The organism is Streptomyces sp. Ru71, from assembly GCF_002920535.1.
Taxonomy (GTDB): domain Bacteria; phylum Actinomycetota; class Actinomycetes; order Streptomycetales; family Streptomycetaceae; genus Streptomyces.
This window is the reverse complement of record NZ_PQSS01000016.1, coordinates 17,931-35,567: the sequence shown is the minus strand read 5'-3', so window position 1 is coordinate 35,567 and position 17,637 is coordinate 17,931. Positions and strand designations below refer to the sequence as shown.

Genomic DNA, 17,637 nt, shown 5'->3' with positions numbered 1-17,637 from the left:
GGTATCACGCAGGTAAGCCTCGGTTAAGTTAGGCGAGCCTCACCAACCCTGGTGTGGCCCGACACCACGTTTTTCAGCCACCGCCGGGAGCCCGCATGCGAGCCGCAAGACTGACCGTCACCGCCGCCGTCGCCACGGCGGCGGCCCTGACCGCCGTCACGGGCTGCACGCAGAAGAGCGACGCCGAGAGCAGCGACCACGCCATCGAGGTGACCGCGACCGACGACAAGTGCGAGGTCTCCAAGAAGGAGGTCCCGGCCGGCCACGTCGAGCTCGCCATCGAGAACAAGGGCTCCAAGGTCACCGAGGTCTACGTCCTCTTCCCGGACGACCGGGTCGTCGCCGAGCGCGAGAACATCGGCCCCGGCACCAAGCAGAAGGTCACCGCCGAGGTGAAGGCCGGCGCCTACCAGATCGCCTGCAAGCCCGGCATGAAGGGCAAGGGCATACGCCAGGCCCTCAAGGTGACCGGCGGGACCACCGCCCGGCGCGACCCGCGCCTGGACCAGGCCGTCGCCGCCTACCGCGCCTACGCGCAGGCGCAGGCCGACGAGACGCTGCCCAAGGTCGAGGCGTTCGTGAAGGCGGTCAAGGCCGGGGACGTCGAGGCGGCGAAGAAGACGTACGCGCCCTCCCGCCTCGGCTGGGAGCGCACCGAGCCGGTCGCCGAGTCCTTCGGCGACATCGACCCCAAGGTCGACGTCCGCGAGGACGGCCTGGAGGCCGGCCAGAAGTGGACCGGCTGGCACCGCCTGGAGAAGGCCCTGTGGCAGGGCGGGAAGATCGGCGCCGAGGAGAAGGTCCTCGCCGATCAGCTCGTCACCGACCTCAAGGACTGGCAGAAGCGCGTCGGCACCGCCGAGATCACCCCGACCTCCATGGCCAACGGCGCCAAGGAGCTCCTCGACGAGGTCGCCACCGGCAAGGTCACCGGCGAGGAGGAGCGCTACTCGCACACCGACCTGGTCGACTTCAAGGGCAACGTCGAGGGCGCGCAGAAGTCCTACGAGCTGCTCAAGCCGGTCGCGCAGGAGAACGACAAGGCGCTCACCGCCGAACTGGACAAGCAGTTCGCCGCGCTGAACACGCTGCTCGACAAGTACCGCGCCGACAAGCAGTCGTACGACTTCACCTCCTACGACAAGGTCGGGGCCGGTGACCGCAAGCAGCTGTCGGACGCCGTGAACGCCCTGGCGGAGCCGCTGTCCAAGCTCGCCGCCGCCGTCGCGAAGTAACCGGAGGACCACCGATGACGGACACGGAGACCGGCGCCAGGACGCCCAGCAGGCGCGCGCTGATCGGCTGGGGCGGTGCCGGGCTGGCGCTCGGCGCCGCGGTGGCCGGCGGCGCCGTCGCGGTGACCCGCACCGGCGACGACATGGCCCCGGCCGCCGCCGAGGCGGGCGGCGCCGTCGACTTCCACGGCGAGCACCAGGCCGGTATCGCCACGCCGGTGCAGGACCGGCTGCACTTCGCCGCGTTCGACGTCACCACGACCGACCGCGCCGCCTTCGTGCAGATGCTGAAGGACTGGACCGAGGCGGCGCGGCGGATGACGGCCGGCAAGGCGGTCGGCGAGGGCGCCTACGGCGGGCTCGCCGAGGCCCCGCCGGACGACACCGGCGAGGCGCTCGGCCTCAAGCCGTCCCGGCTCACCCTGACCATCGGCTTCGGTCCGTCGCTGTTCGACAAGTTCGGCCTGAAGGACAAGCGGCCCGAGGCCCTGATGGACCTGCCGCAGTTCCCCGGCGACAACCTGGACAAGGCGCGCAGCGGCGGCGACCTGTGCATCCAGGCCTGCGCCGACGACCCTCAGGTCGCCGTGCACGCCATCCGCAACCTGGCCCGCATCGGCTTCGGCAAGGTCGCCATCCGCTGGTCCCAGCTCGGCTTCGGCAAGACGTCGTCGACGACGCCGGACGCGCAGACCCCGCGCAATCTCATGGGGTTCAAGGACGGCACCCGCAACATCGCGGGAACGGAGACCGACCGCCTGAAGAAGTTCGTGTGGGTCGGCGAGGGCGACGGCACCGACTGGATGACCGGCGGGTCGTATCTGGTCGCCCGGCGCATCCGCATGAACATCGAGACCTGGGACCGCACCTCGCTGCAGGAGCAGGAGGACGTCTTCGGCCGCGACAAGGGCGAGGGCGCCCCGGTCGGCAAGGCCAAGGAGCGCGACGAGCCGTTCCTGAAGGCGATGAAGCCCGACGCGCACGTACGGCTCGCGCACCCCGACTCCAACGACGGGGCGACGATCCTGCGCCGCGGCTACTCCTTCACCGACGGCACCGACGGACTCGGCCGGCTGGACGCGGGCCTGTTCTTCCTGGCCTACCAGCGTGACGTGCGCAAGGGGTTCATCCCGATCCAGCGCAACCTCTCGCGCATGGACGCGCTCAACGAGTACATCCAGCACGTGGGTTCGGCGATCTTCGCGATCCCGCCCGGTGTCCGCGACTCCGCCGACTGGTGGGGCCGGACGCTGTTCTCCGAGGAGGCGTAGCCGATGTTCAGCAACTACCTGATCGGCCTGCGCGAGGGGCTGGAAGCCAGCCTGGTGGTCTGCATCCTCATCGCCTACCTGGTCAAGACCGGGCGGCGGGACGCGATCCGGCCCATCTGGATCGGTATCGGCATCGCGGTGGCCATCGCGCTCGGCTTCGGCTGCGTCCTCGAATTCGGCTCGCAGGAGCTGACGTTCAAGGCGCAGGAGGCGCTCGGCGGGTCGCTGTCCGTCCTCGCGGTGGTCCTGGTGACGTGGATGGTGTTCTGGATGCGGCGCACCGCGCGGCATCTGAAGTCCGAGCTGCACGGCAAGCTGGACGCGGCCCTGAAGATGGGCACCGGCGCGCTGGTGGTGACCGCGTTCCTGGCCGTCGGCCGGGAGGGCCTGGAGACCGCGCTGTTCGTGTGGGCGTCCGTGCACGCCGCCTCCGACGGCACCCCGCGCCCGCTGATCGGCGTCGCGCTGGGCCTGGCCACGGCGGTGTTCCTGGGCTGGCTGTTCTACCGGGGCGCGCTGAAGATCAATCTGGCGAAGTTCTTCACCTGGACCGGCGGCATGCTGGTCGTCGTCGCGGCCGGTGTGCTGGCGTACGGCTTCCACGACCTGCAGGAGGCGGACTGGCTGCCGGGGCTGAACAACCTGGCCTTCGACATCAGTTCCACGATCCCGCCGGACAGCTGGTACGGCACGCTGCTCAAGGGCGTGTTCAACTTCCAGCCCGATCCGACGGTCCTGCAGATCACGGTGTGGCTGCTGTACCTGATCCCGACGCTCGCCGTCTTCCTCGCCCCGGTAGGGTTCGCCTCCGGGAAGGGGAAGGTGAAGCAGCCCAATGACACGGGAGACAAGGGTTCCCAGCCGTCGACGGCTTCGCAGGCGTGAGCGCGCGGCGCTTGCCGCGGCCTCGTTGACCGCGCTGGCGCTGACCGCGAGTGGGTGCGTGGTGGTGCACGGGGAGCGCGAGGTGCTCCCGGCCACCACGCAGGGAGAGGCCGCGAAGGCGTTCCAGCAGTTCACGACCGCGTACAACGCGGCCGACAAGGCCTACGACGCCTCCCTGGACGCCGACTTCGCCACGGGGGCGTTCGGCGACATCGACGCCGCGCGGCTGAAGGCCCGGCACACCAACTACCCGCAGGGCAACAAGGCGCACACGCCGCTGGTGCTGTCGGACGCGAAGTACACGATCCCCAAGAAGGCCGGCTGGCCCCGGTGGTTCGTGGTGGACGCCAAGGGCAACAAGGCCTCCAAACTCCGCTGGCTGATGGTGTTCCTGCGGCACGACGAGCGGGAGCCCTGGCAGGTGGCGTATCTGACGCTCGTGAAGCCGGCGTCGCTGCCGCGGTTCAAGAAGGACGCGGACGGTTTCGCCCAGGCGGTGGACCCCGCCTCCGCGGATCTGGTGGCCGCGCCGAAGGATCTGAGCCGGCGGTACACGACGTATCTCCAGAACGGTGGCACCGACTTCGCCAACGGGGTGCACACCAGTGTGTGGCGGGCGAACCGCAAGAAGCAGTCCCGGCGTCCGGGGCTGGCCACGCAGTACATCGACTCGCCGCTGTCCGGCGGCGACTACGCGCCGCTCGCGCTGCGGACCGAGGACGGTGGGGCGCTGGTGTTCTTCGCGTCCCGGCACTACCAGAAGCAGACGGCTGCCGCGGGGGCGTCCGTGCCGAACCCTGGCCGGGACGTGCTGGCTCTCACCACCGGGGAGATCAAGCAGTCGCTGATGATGGAGTTCGTCTCCAACGAGGTCGCGCTGGACCCGGGGAAGGGATCCGCCGGGGCGAGGCTGACGGTGCTGGGGCGTACGCAGGGGATGACGTCGGCGCAGGGTAGCTGATTGCCTGCGGCGGCTTGCGGGGGTGCCTGCGGCGGCCTGTTACGGTGCGTTGTGGCTGGTCGCGCAGTTCCCCGCGCCCCTTCAGGCGCCTGCGGCGCCCTCGGGCGGCTGGTCGCGCCCACGCGGCGGAGCCGCATATCGGGTACAGCCCCGCGCCCCCAGGCGCCTGCGGCGCCTGGTCGGCGCGGCGCGTCAGTGGCGTAGGGGCCAGGGGGTCGGGTCCTGGGTCGCGTGGCGGGCGCAGGCGTCTGTCAGGGGTTCCAGGAGCGTCAGCGGGTCGGGGAGGGGGTGTTCCGGGCCGCGGAGCCAGTGGACCGACTCGCCGGCGTCTCCGGGGAGGCGGGCGGGCGGGACCAGGACGTAGGAGCCGCGGCAGTGCCAGCGCAGACCGGGGTGCTCGGCCATGGTCTCCGGGTGGCAGTCCAGCTCGCACGGCCACCACTCGTCCTCGTCCTCGGGCGTGCCCCGGGTGAGGGTGAAGAACAGCATGCGGCCGTCGTCGCTCTCGGCCACCGGGCCGACGTCGATCCCCTCGGCCAGCAGCCGCTCCAGGGCCTCGCGGCCGGCCTCCAGCGGGACGTCCAGGACGTCGTGGACCATGCCGGTCGCGGTGATGAAGTTGGCCTGCGGCTGGTGGCGGGCCCAGCGCTCGATCTGCGCCCGGTCGGTGGTGGACTGCGTCTGCCAGGCGAACGAGATCGGGTGGCGGGCCGGGGTGGGACATCCCACACGGTCGCAGGAGCAGCGGTAGCCGGGCGCCGGGTGCGCGGCGGGCGCGAGCGGCAGTCCGGCCCGGGCGGCGGCGAGCAGCAGCGCCTCACGGCCGTCCTCGGCGGCGGGCCGCTCGGGGCCGCGTCCCCGCAGCCACTGGGTGAGTCTGCCCGTCAGGCTCCTCCGACCGCCGAACTCCGCGCTCATCTATCCCCTCGCCTCGCTGTGGTGCCGACAGCATGCCCTATGGTCCCACCATCCGGTGCATCGGGGGGCCGGTGCGGACATCCCGGGTACCGCGGACGAGACGTACCGCACACCCTCAGCGCGGGGCGAGGCCGTACAAGGCGTAGTCGACGAGGGTGTCGGTGTACTCGTAGGAGATCGGGCCCGTGCGCTGCAGCCAGCGCTGGGCGAGCGGGGAGACGAAGAGTTCCAGGGCGATGCGCGGGTCGATCTCCGGGCGGACCTGGCCCGCGGACTGGGCGGCGCGCAGGCGGTCGACGTACAGCTGGAGCTGGGGTTCGAGGAGCTGGGCGACGAAGTGCCTGCCGACCTCCTCGTTGACCACGCCCTCGGCGCTCAGGGCGCGTGAGGGCACCTCGAAGCGGGGGTCGAGGAGTTCGTCGACGGTGGCGCGCAGCACGGCCTTGAGGTCGGCGGCGAGGTCGCCGGTGTCGGGGATGGCGTACGGCTCCTGCCCGGCCGCCTCGGCGGTCCGGCCGGCCAGGTCCAGGAACGCCTCCAGCAGCACGTCCGCCTTCGACGACCACCAGCGGTAGATGGTCTGCTTGCCGACCCCGGCGCGGGCGGCGATGCCCTCGACGGTGGTCTTGGGGTAGCCGACCTCGGCGACGAGCGCGAGCGCGGCGTCGTAGATGGCCCGCCGGGACTTCTCGCTGCGGCGGCTGGTGTCGGGGGTGGGCTTGCTGGTGGCCATGGGCGCAACTTATCAGGTTGACAAGACGGTCCGTCTCGCTGAGGCTGGAAGCCGTTAGCGAGACGGTACGTATCGTCTCTGTCTGTGATCGGAAGGAGGCTCCTCATGGCCCGAGGCGGAGCAGGCGGCATGCTGGGTGTCGGCGGCACCCGGAAGAACCTCGGCCGCGCGGCGCTGCGCGGCGGCGGCGGGTCCGCACGAGCCGGCGGCCATCCGGACCCGCAGGCGCAGAAGCGGGAGCTGCTGCGCAGGCTGAAGGAGAAACGCGGGTAGCCGCTACGGCTCCCGCGGCGGCCAGGCGTCGCCCCACTCGGCGTCCCTGGCCGCCTTGTACAGGTCGCCGTGCCGCTTGGTGACCGTCGTGCGGCCCAGCCGCTCGTCGGGCTCGCACAGGTCCAGGAGGACCTGCCCCTTGCGGATCTGCGGACGGCGTACGACGCGGGCGGCCGCCGGGACGACGGGGAAGCGGGCGGCGGCGACGTAGGCGAACTTCTCGTCCTCGTACGGCAGTGAGCCGCCCTTGACCTGGCGGTGCAGGGAGGAGCGGCTGACCCGGGCGGAGAAGTGGCACCAGTCGGTGCCGGGCTCGATGGGGCAGCCGGCGCTGTGCGGGCAGGGCGCGGCGATACGGAAGCCGGCGTCGATCAGGCGGGCGCGGGCCTCCAGGACGCGGGCGTAGCCGTCGGGGGTGCCGGGCTCGACCACGACCACGGCCTGCGCGGCCGCTGCCGCCGCGTCGACGAGCGCGGCGCGGTCGGCCGCCGTCAGCTCGTTCAGGACGTAGGAGACGGTGACCAGGTCGGTGGGGGCCAGCGTCAGGTCGGCGCCGATCCGTGCGCGCTGCCAGCGGGCGTCGCGCAGGGCGGGCCGGGCGGCGGCGAGCTCCTTGCCGAGGGCGAGCGCGGGCTCGGCCCAGTCGAGCACGGTCACCGGCCGCTCCCCCGGCCAGGTCGCCTCGACCGCCCAGGTGGCCGCTCCGGTGCCGCCGCCGACGTCGGTGTGGCCGGCGGGCGTCCAGTCGGGCGCCGCGTCCGCGAACTCCTCCAGCGCCGCGCGCACCGCCTCGAACGTCGCCGGCATCCGGTAGGCGGCGTAGGCGGCCACGTCCGCCCGGTCGCGCAGGATGGGGGCGTCGGTCGGGGTGGCGCCGCGGTAGTGGGCGATCAGCCGCTCCACGGCCCGCGCGGCCTGCTTGGGCGGCAGGCCGTCGAGCAGCTGCGCGAGGCCGGCGCGCAGGGTTTCGGCCGGAGAGGAGGACACGGGGGCATTCACCCCGGAATTCTCTCAGGTCCCGCGGTGTCCCTTCGCTCCCCGGACCGCCCGGGCCAGCCTCGTCGCCGCCGCCGCTCGGGGGCGGCTGTCGGAGGGGCGACGGCGCGGGTGGACCGTGTTGGCCAGCAGGACGAGGAAGGTGTCCGTGGCCGGGTCCAGGACCAGGGAGGTACCGGTGAAGCCGGTGTGGCCGGCCGCGCCGCGGCCCGCGAGCTCGCCCATGAACCACGGCTGGTCCACGGCGAAGCCCAGGCCCGGCGGGGTGAGCAGCAGCTCCACGAAGTCGGGACCGAGGATGCGGGCGGGGCCGTAGGAACCGCCGGCGAGCAGGGCGCGGCAGAAGACCGCCAGGTCGCGGCCGGTGGAGAAGAGCCCGGCGTGGCCGGCGACGCCGCCCAGCGCCCACGCGTTCTCGTCGTGCACGACGCCGCGCAGCAGGCCCCGGTCCGCCTTGGCCCAGGGCCGCCGCTGGTCCTCGGTGGCGGCGGCGCCCGGGCAGGGGCCGAAACCGGTCGCCGTCATACCGAGCGGGCGGGTGATGCCGTCGCGGACGAGGACGTCCAGGGGGCGGCCGGTCAGCCGCTCCAGCAGCTGCTGGAGCAGCAGCATGTTCAGGTCGGAGTACAGGTACCTGCCGGGCTCCGTCGCCGGTTCCTCCGCGCGCAGCCGGCCCAGCCGCTCCGCGTCGCTGACGCAGTCGTACAGCGGCAGCTCCGGGCGCAGGCCGGAGGTGTGCGTGAGCAATTGCCGCACGGTGACGCCGTGCTCGGCGGCGGCGCGGAAGTCGGGCAGGTAGGCGCCGACCTTGGCGTCGATGCCGAGCGTGCCGCGCTCGATCTGCTGCACGGCCGCGACCGCCGTGAAGAGCTTGGTGAGGGACGCCAGGTCGAAGGGGGTGTCGACGGTCATCGGCACCCGTTCCGGCTCCGGCAGCTCCACGCCCCGGTCCGTCTCCGGGTCGTACGCGGCGTACCGCAGCGCCCAGCCCGCCGCCTCCTCGACGGCGACGACCGGCCCGCGCCCGGCGACCACGACGGCGCCCGCCGCCCAGGGCCGTGGCCCGGCGGTGAGGGCGTGCACGTCGGCGGCCAGGCGGCGCATCTCCTCGGGGTCGAGGCAGGCCTTCTCGGCGGTGTCCCTGCGCAGTCTCGGCGCGCTCAGTTCCCTGCTCCCTCCGCGTCCGCACGTGTGTTCCAGGGACGGCACATTCCCATGAAGCAGGCCAGCGCCACCAGTGCGGCCGCCAGTTGGACGACGGCCATGGGGACGGCGGTGTCCTCCCCGGCGATCCCGACGAGCGGGGAGACGACCGCGCCGACGAGGAAGGAGGAGGTACCGAGCAGGGCGGAGGCGGAGCCGGCCGAGTGCCGGGTGCGCAGCAGGGCGAGGGACTGCGTGTTGGGCAGCGTCACGCCCATCGCGGACATCAGCACGAACAGGGCGGCGGCGACCGGGGCGAGCCCCACGTCCCCGAACACGCCGGCCGTCATGAGCAGCAGCGCGGTCGCGGCGAGGACCAGGACCACCAGGCCCACGGCCAGCACCCGGTCCAGCCGGACCCGGCCGACGAGCACCTTGCCGTTGATCTGGCCGACGACGACCAGGCCGACCGAGTTCAGCCCGAACAGCAGGCTGAAGGTCTGCGGGGAGGCGCCGTAGATCTCCTGGACGACGAACGGCGAGGCGGAGATGTACGCGAACAGCGCGGCGAAGGCGAAGGAGCCGGCCAGCAGATAGCCGGTGAACGGCAGGTCGGCGAGCAGCCGGCGCATGGAGTGCAGCGCCTCGGCGACACCACCGCGGTGCCGCTCCCCAGGTGCCAGCGTCTCCGGCAGCCGGAACCACACCAGCCCGCCCAGCAGCGCCCCGACCACGGTCAGGACGACGAACACGCCCCTCCAGTCGGTCACGCGCAGGATCTGCCCGCCGATGAGCGGGGCGACGATCGGGGCGACGCCGGAGATCAGCATGAGGGTGGAGAAGAAGCGGGCCATGGCCACGCCGTCGTACAGGTCGCGCACGACGGCCCGGGCGATGACGATGCCGGCCGCGCCCGCCAGTCCCTGCGCCAGCCGGAAGGCGACGAGCAGCTCCACGGTCGGCGCCAGCGCGCACAGGACGGTGGCCAGGGTGTAGACGGCGAGGCCGGCGAGGAGCGGCCTGCGGCGGCCCCACCGGTCGCTCATCGGGCCGACGACGAGCTGCCCGAGCGCCATGCCGAGCAGACAGGCGGTGAGCGTGAGCTGCACGGTCGCGGCGGGCGCGTGCAGGGAGCGGGTGACCTCCGGCAGCGACGGAAGGTACATGTCCATCGCGAGCGGCGGGGTGGCGGTCAGGCCGCCCAGGGCCAGGGTGACGAGCCATCCGGTGCGCCGCCGCGCCGCCAGGGTGTGCGGCTCGGTGCCCGTGCCGACGACCGGCTGCGCGGCCTGCGGTATCGGGGCCCCTCCCTCGGACATGCGCCCTCCCTTTCGAACTCCCTCGGCGCCGGATCGGCCCCTATGCTCTCAGCTCGGAACGACTGCTTGAAGACGCAACAGAGGGTGGGGCGGGTATGACGGCGGACGGCGTGCGGTGGGGCATTCTCGCGACCGGCGGGATCGCGGCCGCGTTCACGGCGGACCTGGTCGATCTGCCGGACGCGCGGGTGGTGGCGGTGGCCTCGCGGTCCGAGGAGTCGGCGGAGGCGTTCGCGGAACGGTTCGGGATCGAGCGGGCGTACGGCGACTGGCGGTCGCTCGCCGAGGACGCGGACGTGGACGTGGTGTACGTCGCCACCCCGCACGCCGCGCACCGGGCGGCGGCCGGGCTGTGCCTGACGTCCGGGCGCAACGTGCTGTGCGAGAAGCCGTTCACGCTGAACGTCCGCGAGGCCGGGGAGCTGGTGGCGCTGGCCCGCGAGCACGGGCGCTTCCTGATGGAGGCCATGTGGATGTACTGCAACCCGCTGGTGCGGCGCCTGAAGGACCTCGTCGACGACGGGGCGATCGGCGAGGTGCGCACGGTCCAGGCCGACTTCGGGCTCGCCGGGCCGTTCCCGCCCGCGCACCGGCTGCGCGACCCGGCTCAGGGCGGCGGCGCGCTGCTCGACCTCGGCGTCTACCCGGTGTCCTTCGCGCAGCTGCTGCTGGGTGAGCCGTCCGACGTCACGGCCCGCGCGGTGCTCTCCCCCGAGGGCGTCGACCTGCAGACCGCGGCGGTGCTGTCCTGGGACTCCGGAGCGCTGGCCTCGCTGCACTGCTCCATCGTCGGCGGTACGGCGGTCACCGCGTCGGTGACCGGTTCGGCGGGCCGCATCGACATCCCGAACGGCTTCTTCCACCCCGACCGCTTCGTGCTGCACCGCGACGGCAAGGACCCCGAGGAGTTCGCCGCCGACCCGGCCGACGGGCCGCGCACCAGCCTGCGGCACGAGGCGAAGGAGGTCATGCGGGCCCTGCGGGCGGGTGAGACGGAGTCGCCGCTGGTGCCGCTGGACGGCACGCTCGCGGTGATGCGGACGCTGGACGCGATCCGGGGCCGGGTCGGTGTCCGCTATCCGAGCGAGGCGGGGGATCCCACGGGGGAGGCCGTGGCGCTCGTATGACGTTCGTATGCCGTTCGGATGGCGTTCGGACGGCATTCGGATGGCGCGTTCGGATGGCGGAATGAGAGTTTCGGAACGTGGACTCTTGTCTACGCTTCCGCAGCATGAACGCTGAACGAGTTACCGAACAGCGCGGGGTCGCCGTGGTGACCGGCGCCGGGTCCGGCATCGGACGCGCTGTCGCGGTGGAGCTGCTGCGCGCGGGCTGGTCCGTGGCCCTGGCCGGGCGTCGCGTCGAGAGTCTTCAGGAGACGGCGGGGCTGGTGCCGGAGGGCGCCTCGCTGGCCGTGCCGACGGATGTGACGCAACCGGAGTCGGTGACGGCGCTGTTCGCCGCGACCGTGGAGCGGTTCGGGCGGGTGGACCTGCTGTTCAACAACGCCGGCACGTTCGGGCCGGGCGGGGTGCCGGTGGAGGAACTGCCCTACGACGCCTGGCGGCATGTGGTGGACACCAACCTCAACGGGGCGTTCCTGTGCGCCCAGGCGGCGTACCGGCAGATGAAGGAGCAGTCGCCGCAGGGTGGGCGGATCATCAACAACGGCTCCATCTCGGCGCATGTGCCCCGGCCGCACTCGGCGCCGTACACGGCGACGAAGCATGCGCTGACGGGGCTGACGAAGGCGCTGTCGCTGGACGGGCGGCCGTACCGGATCGCGGTGGGGCAGATCGACATCGGCAACGCGGCGACGGACATGACGGTCCGTATGCAGACCGGGGCGCTGCAGGCGGACGGTTCCGTGGTTCCTGAGCCGGTGATGGACGTGGCCGATGTGGCGCGCACCGTGCGGCACATGGCGGAGTTGCCGTTGGAGGCGAACGTGCAGTTCGCGACGGTGCTGGCTACGACGATGCCGTATGTGGGGCGGGGCTGAGGGGGCTCTGGGGTTGGGTGCTTCGACCGGGAGAAGCGGAATTTGGATATCCGGCCCATTGCGGGGGGTGGTCGACGTATGCTCAACTTTCCTTCACTAGAGCTTCACAGTTGGGGCACGGGGGTTCCGTAAGCCAATACCGAGGGGGGAGACGGCAGCCGTTCCACTGCGCGTCGGGAGGGGGTGGGCCCTACGGGGTGCGCACCGAGCGCGGTGGGGCGGCTGCCGTACATTTCGCCTGCGGGTTGCGTTGTGGCTGGTCGCGCAGTTCCCCGCGCCCCTTATATGCCTGCGGCGGCCCGTTGCGGTCGCGTCGTGGCGTGCGTAGCGCCTCCGGCCGGTGGGTGGGTCGGGGCCGGGGTGGGGGTATCCGTCCTCGGTCCGGCCCACTGTCCCCGACACGGGTGCCGTTGGCGGTGCCGGCCGCTGCGGGCGGACACCCCCCACCCCGTCCCCTCCCGCCGTACGCGGCTGCGGGCCGTCGCCGCTACCGGCACGGGTGCCGCCGCCGCGCGGGGGCGGCACCCGTATCCGCATAGCTGCGGGCAGTCGTGCCGCTGGGGCGGCACGGGTGGGCGCAGCGGCACCCCGTCGCGCCGGGCTGCGCCACCCGCCCCCGGGCCGCCGCAGCGCCGGGCACAAGTCGACGCCGGGCTGCGTAGCCCACCTCCGGTCCGCCGCAGCTCTCGGTACCCGAACGGGGGGTCGCGAGAGGTGGGGCAGGGGATTCGGTGGCACCTTGGGAGGGTGATGTTCCGCCGGCCAGGGAGTTAGCGTGACGTTCGATCGACGTGATCTGGGGCTGTTGCTGCTCCGGCTGGGCACCGGCAGTGTGCTGGTCGCGCACGGGACGCAGAAGTTGTTCGGGTGGTTCGGCGGGCACGGCCTGGAGGGGACCGGGCAGTTCATGGAGTCCGTCGGCTACCGGCCCGGCAAGGCCAGCGCGATGGCGGCCGGCCTGGCCGAGACCGGTGGCGGCGTGCTGCTGGCGATGGGCCTGGCCACCCCGGCCGCCGGCGCGTCCGCGGCCGGCGCGATGGCGGGAGCCGCCGCCGTGCACGCCCCCAACGGCTTCTTCGCCCAGAGCGGCGGCTACGAGTACGCCGCCTCCCTGGGCCTGACCGCCGCCGGCCTCGCCGTCACCGGTCCCGGCCGGCTTTCCCTCGACGCGGTGCTGGGCCACGCCGTGAACCGCGGCTGGATGGTCCCGGTCGCCTTGGCCGCGACGGGCCTCGGCACCGCCCTCGTCATCGGCGCCCGCGTCAAGCAGCTGCGCCGGCAGCGGGAGGGCGAGCAGGAGGCCCTGTTCGAGGAGGACTAGAGCCGTCCGTCGGGGCCGGCGTGGCAGGCTGCCCGGCATGAGTGAGCCTGACGTCGAGCTGTGGGGTGCCGTCGAGCAGTTGTGGGGGTGGCTGGAGGAGCACCGGGAGGCGGGCGGCGCCGACGGGCTGCTGCTTCGGGTGATCAAGCTGTCCGAGGAGGTCGGTGAGGTCGCCCAGGCCGTGATCGGTGCCACGGGGCACAACCCCCGCAAGGGGACCAGCCACACCTGGGAGGACGTGCAGGGCGAGCTGTGCGACGTCGTCATCACGGCTCTGGTCGCGTTGCGCACGCTGACGCCGGAGGCCCGGGACGTGTTCGCGCGGCATCTGGAGCGCGTCACCCGGCGCTCGCTCGCGGTCGAGGGGCCGTAGTGGCGCATGCCACGGTGTGGCCGGTGTGATTCAAGTGTTCGATGGGCAGTCAATGCCCGTGCGAAAACGATTGGTGACCATTGCGTGGGGGGCCGCGTGAGCGTGTGCGTGATCGGTGCGGGCCTGTCCGGACTGGCGGCCGCACACGCGCTCAACGCCCGCGGCATCGACTTCGTGTGCCTGGAGAAGGCACCGGATGTCGGGGGGATCTGGCGGCAGCCCGGGGCCGGGGAGCGGGGGCCCGCCTATCTGGCCCTGCATCTGAACAGCGCCAAGGAGCTCACCGGTTACGCCGACTTCCCCATGGGTGCCGAGCTGCCCCTCTACCCCCGGCACAGCGATGTGGCCGCCTATCTGCGCGCCTTCACCGAGTGGGCCGGGCTGTCGGACCGGATCGAGCTGCGGACCGAGGTGCTCTCCGTACGGCCGGACGCGGGCGGCAGGTGGGTCGTGCGCAGCCGGGACGCCGGGGGCGTGAGGGAGAGGGTGTTCTCGCAGGTGGTCGTCGCCTCGGGGCACAACACCCTGCCGGCGATGCCGCAGCTGCCGCCCGGCGCCGACACGTTCGGCGGATCGATTCTGCACTCCATGGACTACCGGGACGGCAGCGACTTCGCCGGCCGGCGGGTGGTCGTGGTGGGGCTCGGCGCCTCCGCCGTCGACATCGCCGCCGATCTGTCCCGGTACGCCGACAGGACCTGGCTGTCCGTGCGGCGGGGACTGCACATCATCCCCAAGCAGCTGTTCGGCATGTCCGTGGACCTCATCGCCGAGGCGCCGTGGTTCACCGCGATGTCCTTCCCCGAGCAGCGCCGGTTCGTGGAGAACGCGCTGCTGGTGGCGCGGGGAAGGCTGGCGGACTACGGGCTGCCGGAGCCGGACCATCCGATCTTCTCGTCGGCCGTGACCATCTCCGACGAGATCCTCAGCCGTATCCGGCACGGCGCCGTCGTCCCGAAGCCGGCGATCGAGTCCCTGGACGGCGACCGTGTGGTCTTCTCCGACGGGAGCAGCGTGGCGGCCGACGCCGTCGTGTACTGCACCGGGTTCCGCATGGCGTTCCCGTTCCTGCCGGCCGGCTGCCCGGCGGACGAGCGGGGCGTGGTGGAGCTGTACAAGCGGATCGTGGCGCCCGGGCACCCGGGGCTGTACTTCGTCGGTCTGATCCGGCCCGTCGGCTCGATCACGCGGCTCGTGGAGGCGCAGGCCCGCTGGGTGGCGGAGCTGGTGGACGGCGAGGTGTCCCTGCCGGCCGAGGACGTCATGCGCAAGGAGATCGACGCCTACCTCACCGGCATCGCCGAGCGGTACGGCAGCCGTGAGGGCGCCTCGATCCAGGTGGACGTCGGCGCGTACCTGGCCGAGTTGCAGCGCGGGTGACGGGCCGGCTCCCCCGGCGGTCGTGCCTCGGGGGAGCCTGCGCGCCGGGGTCAGCCGACGGTCTCGGTCACCGGCACCGCGGCCGGGGGGCGGATCCGGTAGCACTCCGAGGAGACGTACACGGTCACCCGTGGCGGGCGGCCGTGCTGGTGGGCCAGGGCCAGGTAGGCGACCAGGCCCACGCCGTCGGTGAGGCGGCGGGTGGTGACGGCGGACAGGGAGCGGGCCAGCGGGGCCGGGTCGATGCCGTAGCGGGTCAGCAGCGTTCGCGCCCGCTCCAGGGCCTCCCCGTCGTGGGCGACGTGCTCGCGCACCGGGACGTACAGGGTGAAGCCGCTGGGCAGTCCCGTGGCCGTCTCCGTGAAGGCGTGGCAGGACTGGCCGGGGCGACGGTCCAGCCGTGCGTCCATGCCGCCCGCGAGGGTGAAGAACTCCTCGATCTCCGCGGGCGCGGGACCGGGCGCCATCCGGGACAGGCCGCCGGCCTCGGCGGCGGTCAGGCCGTGGTGGGCGAGGTAGACCTTCACCCGGGGCTCCGCCCAGTCGCCGAGGTCGAGGGCGAAGAACAGCGGACGGTCGGCGGACGGCAGGGCGTCGTACGCCTTGCCGTGACCGAGCCGGTGCAGGGCCTCGCGGACGGTGGCGGCGGCTGCCTCGGGGCCGCCTGCCGCCGGGTTGAGGTAGACCTTCACCTGCGGGGTGCCGCCCGGGCGCAGTTCCAGCGCGCACCACAGGGCCAGCGGGCCTTCGACGGTGGACGGCAGGAACAGGTCGGCCAGCTCCTCAAGCCGGTCGGTGCCGAAGTTCCAGCGGCGGGCCATCGCCCGGACGGCCTCCAGGCCGACGCGCCCCGCCCGCGCCAGGCTGCCTGCGCCACAGCCGGGATCGAGCAGGACACGCAGCACGGGGGCCGCACCGGGGGTGAAGGAGAGGGAGAACTCGACGGGGGTGTGGTCGTCGGAGAGGAAGGTGGCCGAGGGCGGTGGCAGGTCCAGCGGCCGCTGGGCCACCGGCCCGAGGAGGGTGAGCAGGGCGTCGGCGTAGGCGTCCGCGTCGTCCGGGTCGAGTCCGACGACGGCGGCGAGCCGTCTGAGCTGGCCGGCCGTGCGTTCGCCCAGGGTGCCGGGTCTTTCCTTCTCATGCCGATACCCGCCGGCGGGGGCGGGTATCGGCGTGTCCTTCGTCGGGGGGCGTTGTATGAAAGCGGCGTCGGCGGATATTCGTCCCACGACACCTCCCTTGTCTCGTGAGGAAGCGGATTACCGCGTTCCTCACTACCCCCCTGGTTTAACCGTCATGCAAGGGGCGGGAGTTGACGGGTGTTGTCTGGATCACCCCCTCTTTTCCGGCTACTTCGACAGCCAGGTGAGGAACTGGCTCCACAGGCCGCCGCGTTCCTGCTTGCGCGGGGCCTCGGGCGCTGGGACCGACGGGCTCGGCGTGTGCGGCGCGGCCGGGGCACGGCCGGCGGTCGCGGCCGCGGTGAACCGGGCCGGGAGGGCGACGAGGCCACGGCTGAAGGGCCCGGGGCGCCAGGTGAGGCTGTCGGCCGGGACGGCGAGTTCGATGTCCGGCAGCCGGTTGAGCAGGTTCTCCACGGCCGTGACGGTGATCTGCCGCGCCGGCTCCTTGGACGGGCAGGCGTGCGGGCCCGCGCTCCACGCCAGGTGCGCCCGGTTGCTGCCCGCCTCCCGGGCGGAGGCCAGCGCGGGGCCGGTGTTGGCGGCCGCGAAGCTGACCAGCACCAGGTCGCCGGCCTGGAGCTGCTGTCCGGCGAACTCCAGGTTCACGGCCGGGTAGTGGGGCGCCAGGTTCTGCAGCGGCGGGTTCTCCCACAGCGTGTCGTCCAGGGCCTCGTCGATCAGACCGCCCCGGTGGGCGTAGGCGTCGTGGGTGAGCAGGCGGTGCAGGGTGTTGCCGATGAGGTTGCGCAGCGGTTCGTTGCCCGCGACGAGCAGCAGCGCGAGCTGGTGCACCATCTCCTCGTCGGTGAGCGCCGACTGGTGCTGCATCAGCCAGCTCGTGACGTCGTCGCCCGGCTTGGCCCGCTTCAGCGCGACCAGCTCGCCGATGGCCGCGAACATCACTCCGACGGCCTTCTCGGCGTTGACGCCGTCGAACATTCCGGAGCTGCCGAACAGCACCCGGTCACCGATGTCGGCCGGGCAGCCGAAGAGCTCGTTGAAGACGAACAGCGGCAGCTGCTTGGCGTAGTCGCCGCACAGGTCGACCGAGCCGCGTCCGGCGAACTGGTCGATCAGGTAGGTGGAGATCTGCTCGGTGCTGCGGCTCAGCCGCCGTACATCGACGCGGGCCAGGGAGTCGGTGACCGCCTGGCGCAGCCGGAGATGCTCGGCGCCGTCGGCGAACATGCAGTTGGGCCGGTAGGACAGCAGGGGCGCGACCGGGCTGTCGGCGGGAATCTTGCCCTCGTTCATGGCCCGCCAGCGGCGCGCGTCCTTGCGGAACGTGCCGGAGTCCTGGAGGAGTTGCAGGGCCGCGGTGTAGTCGGTGACGAGGGTCGCCTCGACGCCCGGGGCGAGCTCGACGGGCGCGGCGGCCCCGTAGTGGCGCAGATAGGCGTAGTACGCCTGCGGGTCGGCCGCGAACTCCGGCCCGTACAGCGGCACCCGGCCGCCGGAGCCGTGCGCCGGGCACCCGGGCGGGGGCACCGGGGCGGGGGTGTGAGCGTCCATGTCAGTTCCTTGGGGGTGTGCCGGGGGTGAGGGAGCGACGTCCCGGGGGCGCGGAGCGCCCCGCAGGGGCGCGGGAACTGCGCGACCAGCCACGACGACGCCGCGGCCGAAACACGTCACCCCACCCCAGC

The 17,637-nt window shown here is 72.8% G+C and carries 17 protein-coding genes; 10 read left to right on the top strand and 7 right to left on the bottom strand.

Features of this window, described 5'->3' with window-relative positions; genetic code table 11:
• Positions 1 to 95 precede the first annotated feature (95 nt).
• Genes efeO through C3489_RS12790 form a run of 4 tightly spaced genes read left to right on the top strand, consistent with a single transcriptional unit; the run spans position 96 to position 4,352 of the window.
• Complete coding sequence (gene efeO / locus C3489_RS12805; protein WP_103781896.1) at positions 96 to 1,235, top strand: iron uptake system protein EfeO; 1,140 nt, start codon at positions 96 to 98, stop codon at positions 1,233 to 1,235.
• Positions 1,236 to 1,249: 14 nt separating this feature from the next.
• Positions 1,250 to 2,506: an iron uptake transporter deferrochelatase/peroxidase subunit gene (efeB, locus tag C3489_RS12800; protein WP_103781895.1), complete on the top strand. Its 1,257-nt coding sequence runs from the start codon at positions 1,250 to 1,252 to the stop codon at positions 2,504 to 2,506.
• 3 nt (positions 2,507 to 2,509) lie between these two features.
• Positions 2,510 to 3,391, top strand: a complete 882-nt coding sequence (gene efeU / locus C3489_RS12795) for an iron uptake transporter permease EfeU (RefSeq protein ID WP_103781894.1) — start codon at positions 2,510 to 2,512, stop codon at positions 3,389 to 3,391.
• Between the two features lie 25 nt (positions 3,392 to 3,416).
• On the top strand, positions 3,417 to 4,352 hold the full coding sequence (locus C3489_RS12790; protein ID WP_374936736.1) for a hypothetical protein: 936 nt from the start codon (positions 3,417 to 3,419) through the stop codon (positions 4,350 to 4,352).
• 192 nt (positions 4,353 to 4,544) lie between these two features.
• On the opposite strand, the gene C3489_RS12785 is transcribed toward C3489_RS12790, so the two are convergent.
• Positions 4,545 to 5,270, bottom strand: coding sequence for a bifunctional DNA primase/polymerase (locus C3489_RS12785; RefSeq protein WP_103781892.1), 726 nt, complete (start codon positions 5,268 to 5,270; stop codon positions 4,545 to 4,547).
• Between the two features lie 115 nt (positions 5,271 to 5,385).
• Positions 5,386 to 6,003, bottom strand: a complete 618-nt coding sequence (locus tag C3489_RS12780) for a TetR/AcrR family transcriptional regulator (protein ID WP_103781891.1) — start codon at positions 6,001 to 6,003, stop codon at positions 5,386 to 5,388.
• A gap of 105 nt (positions 6,004 to 6,108) precedes the next feature.
• Between C3489_RS12780 and C3489_RS38665 the strand changes: the two genes are divergently transcribed.
• Positions 6,109 to 6,276 (top strand): DUF6243 family protein, encoded by a 168-nt coding sequence (locus C3489_RS38665; protein ID WP_181139650.1) that lies wholly within the window; start codon positions 6,109 to 6,111, stop codon positions 6,274 to 6,276.
• A gap of 3 nt (positions 6,277 to 6,279) precedes the next feature.
• On the opposite strand, the gene C3489_RS12775 is transcribed toward C3489_RS38665, so the two are convergent.
• Genes C3489_RS12775 through C3489_RS12765 form a run of 3 tightly spaced genes read right to left on the bottom strand, consistent with a single transcriptional unit; the run spans position 6,280 to position 9,734 of the window.
• Entirely contained in the window at positions 6,280 to 7,275 is a 996-nt protein-coding gene (locus C3489_RS12775; protein WP_103781890.1) for a small ribosomal subunit Rsm22 family protein, read from the bottom strand.
• A 12-nt stretch (positions 7,276 to 7,287) separates the two neighbouring features.
• Complete coding sequence (locus tag C3489_RS12770) at positions 7,288 to 8,481, bottom strand: serine hydrolase (RefSeq protein ID WP_181139649.1); 1,194 nt, start codon at positions 8,479 to 8,481, stop codon at positions 7,288 to 7,290.
• Positions 8,433 to 9,734 carry a multidrug effflux MFS transporter gene (locus tag C3489_RS12765; RefSeq protein WP_103781888.1) on the bottom strand — a complete coding sequence of 434 codons (1,302 nt, stop codon included), beginning with the start codon at positions 9,732 to 9,734 and terminating at the stop codon, positions 8,433 to 8,435. Before C3489_RS12765 ends, C3489_RS12770 begins: the two co-directional genes overlap by 49 nt.
• A 95-nt stretch (positions 9,735 to 9,829) precedes the next feature.
• On the opposite strand from C3489_RS12765, the gene C3489_RS12760 reads away from it, so the two are divergent.
• The 5 genes from C3489_RS12760 to C3489_RS12735 all read left to right on the top strand — a co-directional run bounded on the left by C3489_RS12760 (position 9,830) and on the right by C3489_RS12735 (position 14,810).
• Positions 9,830 to 10,861 (top strand): Gfo/Idh/MocA family protein, encoded by a 1,032-nt coding sequence (locus tag C3489_RS12760; RefSeq protein WP_103781887.1) that lies wholly within the window; start codon positions 9,830 to 9,832, stop codon positions 10,859 to 10,861.
• A 104-nt stretch (positions 10,862 to 10,965) separates the two neighbouring features.
• The gene (locus C3489_RS12755; RefSeq protein ID WP_103781886.1) at positions 10,966 to 11,736 is read left to right on the top strand and encodes an SDR family oxidoreductase; all 771 of its coding nucleotides are present in this window, start codon (positions 10,966 to 10,968) and stop codon (positions 11,734 to 11,736) included.
• Positions 11,737 to 12,511: 775 nt separating this feature from the next.
• Positions 12,512 to 13,057 (top strand): DoxX family protein, encoded by a 546-nt coding sequence (locus C3489_RS12745; protein WP_103781884.1) that lies wholly within the window; start codon positions 12,512 to 12,514, stop codon positions 13,055 to 13,057.
• Between the two features lie 37 nt (positions 13,058 to 13,094).
• Positions 13,095 to 13,430, top strand: a complete 336-nt coding sequence (locus C3489_RS12740) for a MazG-like family protein (RefSeq protein WP_103781883.1) — start codon at positions 13,095 to 13,097, stop codon at positions 13,428 to 13,430.
• Positions 13,431 to 13,526: 96 nt separating this feature from the next.
• Complete coding sequence (locus C3489_RS12735; protein WP_103781959.1) at positions 13,527 to 14,810, top strand: NAD(P)/FAD-dependent oxidoreductase; 1,284 nt, start codon at positions 13,527 to 13,529, stop codon at positions 14,808 to 14,810.
• A gap of 50 nt (positions 14,811 to 14,860) precedes the next feature.
• On the opposite strand, the gene C3489_RS12730 is transcribed toward C3489_RS12735, so the two are convergent.
• Together C3489_RS12730 and C3489_RS12725 are read right to left on the bottom strand one after the other, a co-directional pair.
• Positions 14,861 to 16,039, bottom strand: a complete 1,179-nt coding sequence (locus C3489_RS12730) for a tryptophan dimethylallyltransferase family protein (RefSeq protein WP_258054674.1) — start codon at positions 16,037 to 16,039, stop codon at positions 14,861 to 14,863.
• Between the two features lie 120 nt (positions 16,040 to 16,159).
• Positions 16,160 to 17,506 carry a cytochrome P450 gene (locus tag C3489_RS12725; RefSeq protein ID WP_103781882.1) on the bottom strand — a complete coding sequence of 449 codons (1,347 nt, stop codon included), beginning with the start codon at positions 17,504 to 17,506 and terminating at the stop codon, positions 16,160 to 16,162.
• Positions 17,507 to 17,637: the final 131 nt, after the last annotated feature.

Bases quoted from the DNA above. Each gene is read 5' to 3' on its own strand.
- efeO (WP_103781896.1), top strand. From the start codon at position 96: ATGCGAGCCGCAAGACTGACCGTCACCGCCGCCGTCGCCACGGCGGCG.
- efeB (WP_103781895.1), top strand. From the start codon at position 1,250: ATGACGGACACGGAGACCGGCGCCAGGACGCCCAGCAGGCGCGCGCTG.
- efeU (WP_103781894.1), top strand. From the start codon at position 2,510: ATGTTCAGCAACTACCTGATCGGCCTGCGCGAGGGGCTGGAAGCCAGC.
- C3489_RS12785 (WP_103781892.1), bottom strand. From the start codon at position 5,270: ATGAGCGCGGAGTTCGGCGGTCGGAGGAGCCTGACGGGCAGACTCACC.
- C3489_RS12780 (WP_103781891.1), bottom strand. From the start codon at position 6,003: ATGGCCACCAGCAAGCCCACCCCCGACACCAGCCGCCGCAGCGAGAAG.
- C3489_RS38665 (WP_181139650.1), top strand. From the start codon at position 6,109: ATGGCCCGAGGCGGAGCAGGCGGCATGCTGGGTGTCGGCGGCACCCGG.
- C3489_RS12765 (WP_103781888.1), bottom strand. From the start codon at position 9,734: ATGTCCGAGGGAGGGGCCCCGATACCGCAGGCCGCGCAGCCGGTCGTC.
- C3489_RS12760 (WP_103781887.1), top strand. From the start codon at position 9,830: ATGACGGCGGACGGCGTGCGGTGGGGCATTCTCGCGACCGGCGGGATC.
- C3489_RS12755 (WP_103781886.1), top strand. From the start codon at position 10,966: ATGAACGCTGAACGAGTTACCGAACAGCGCGGGGTCGCCGTGGTGACC.
- C3489_RS12740 (WP_103781883.1), top strand. From the start codon at position 13,095: ATGAGTGAGCCTGACGTCGAGCTGTGGGGTGCCGTCGAGCAGTTGTGG.
- C3489_RS12725 (WP_103781882.1), bottom strand. From the start codon at position 17,506: ATGGACGCTCACACCCCCGCCCCGGTGCCCCCGCCCGGGTGCCCGGCG.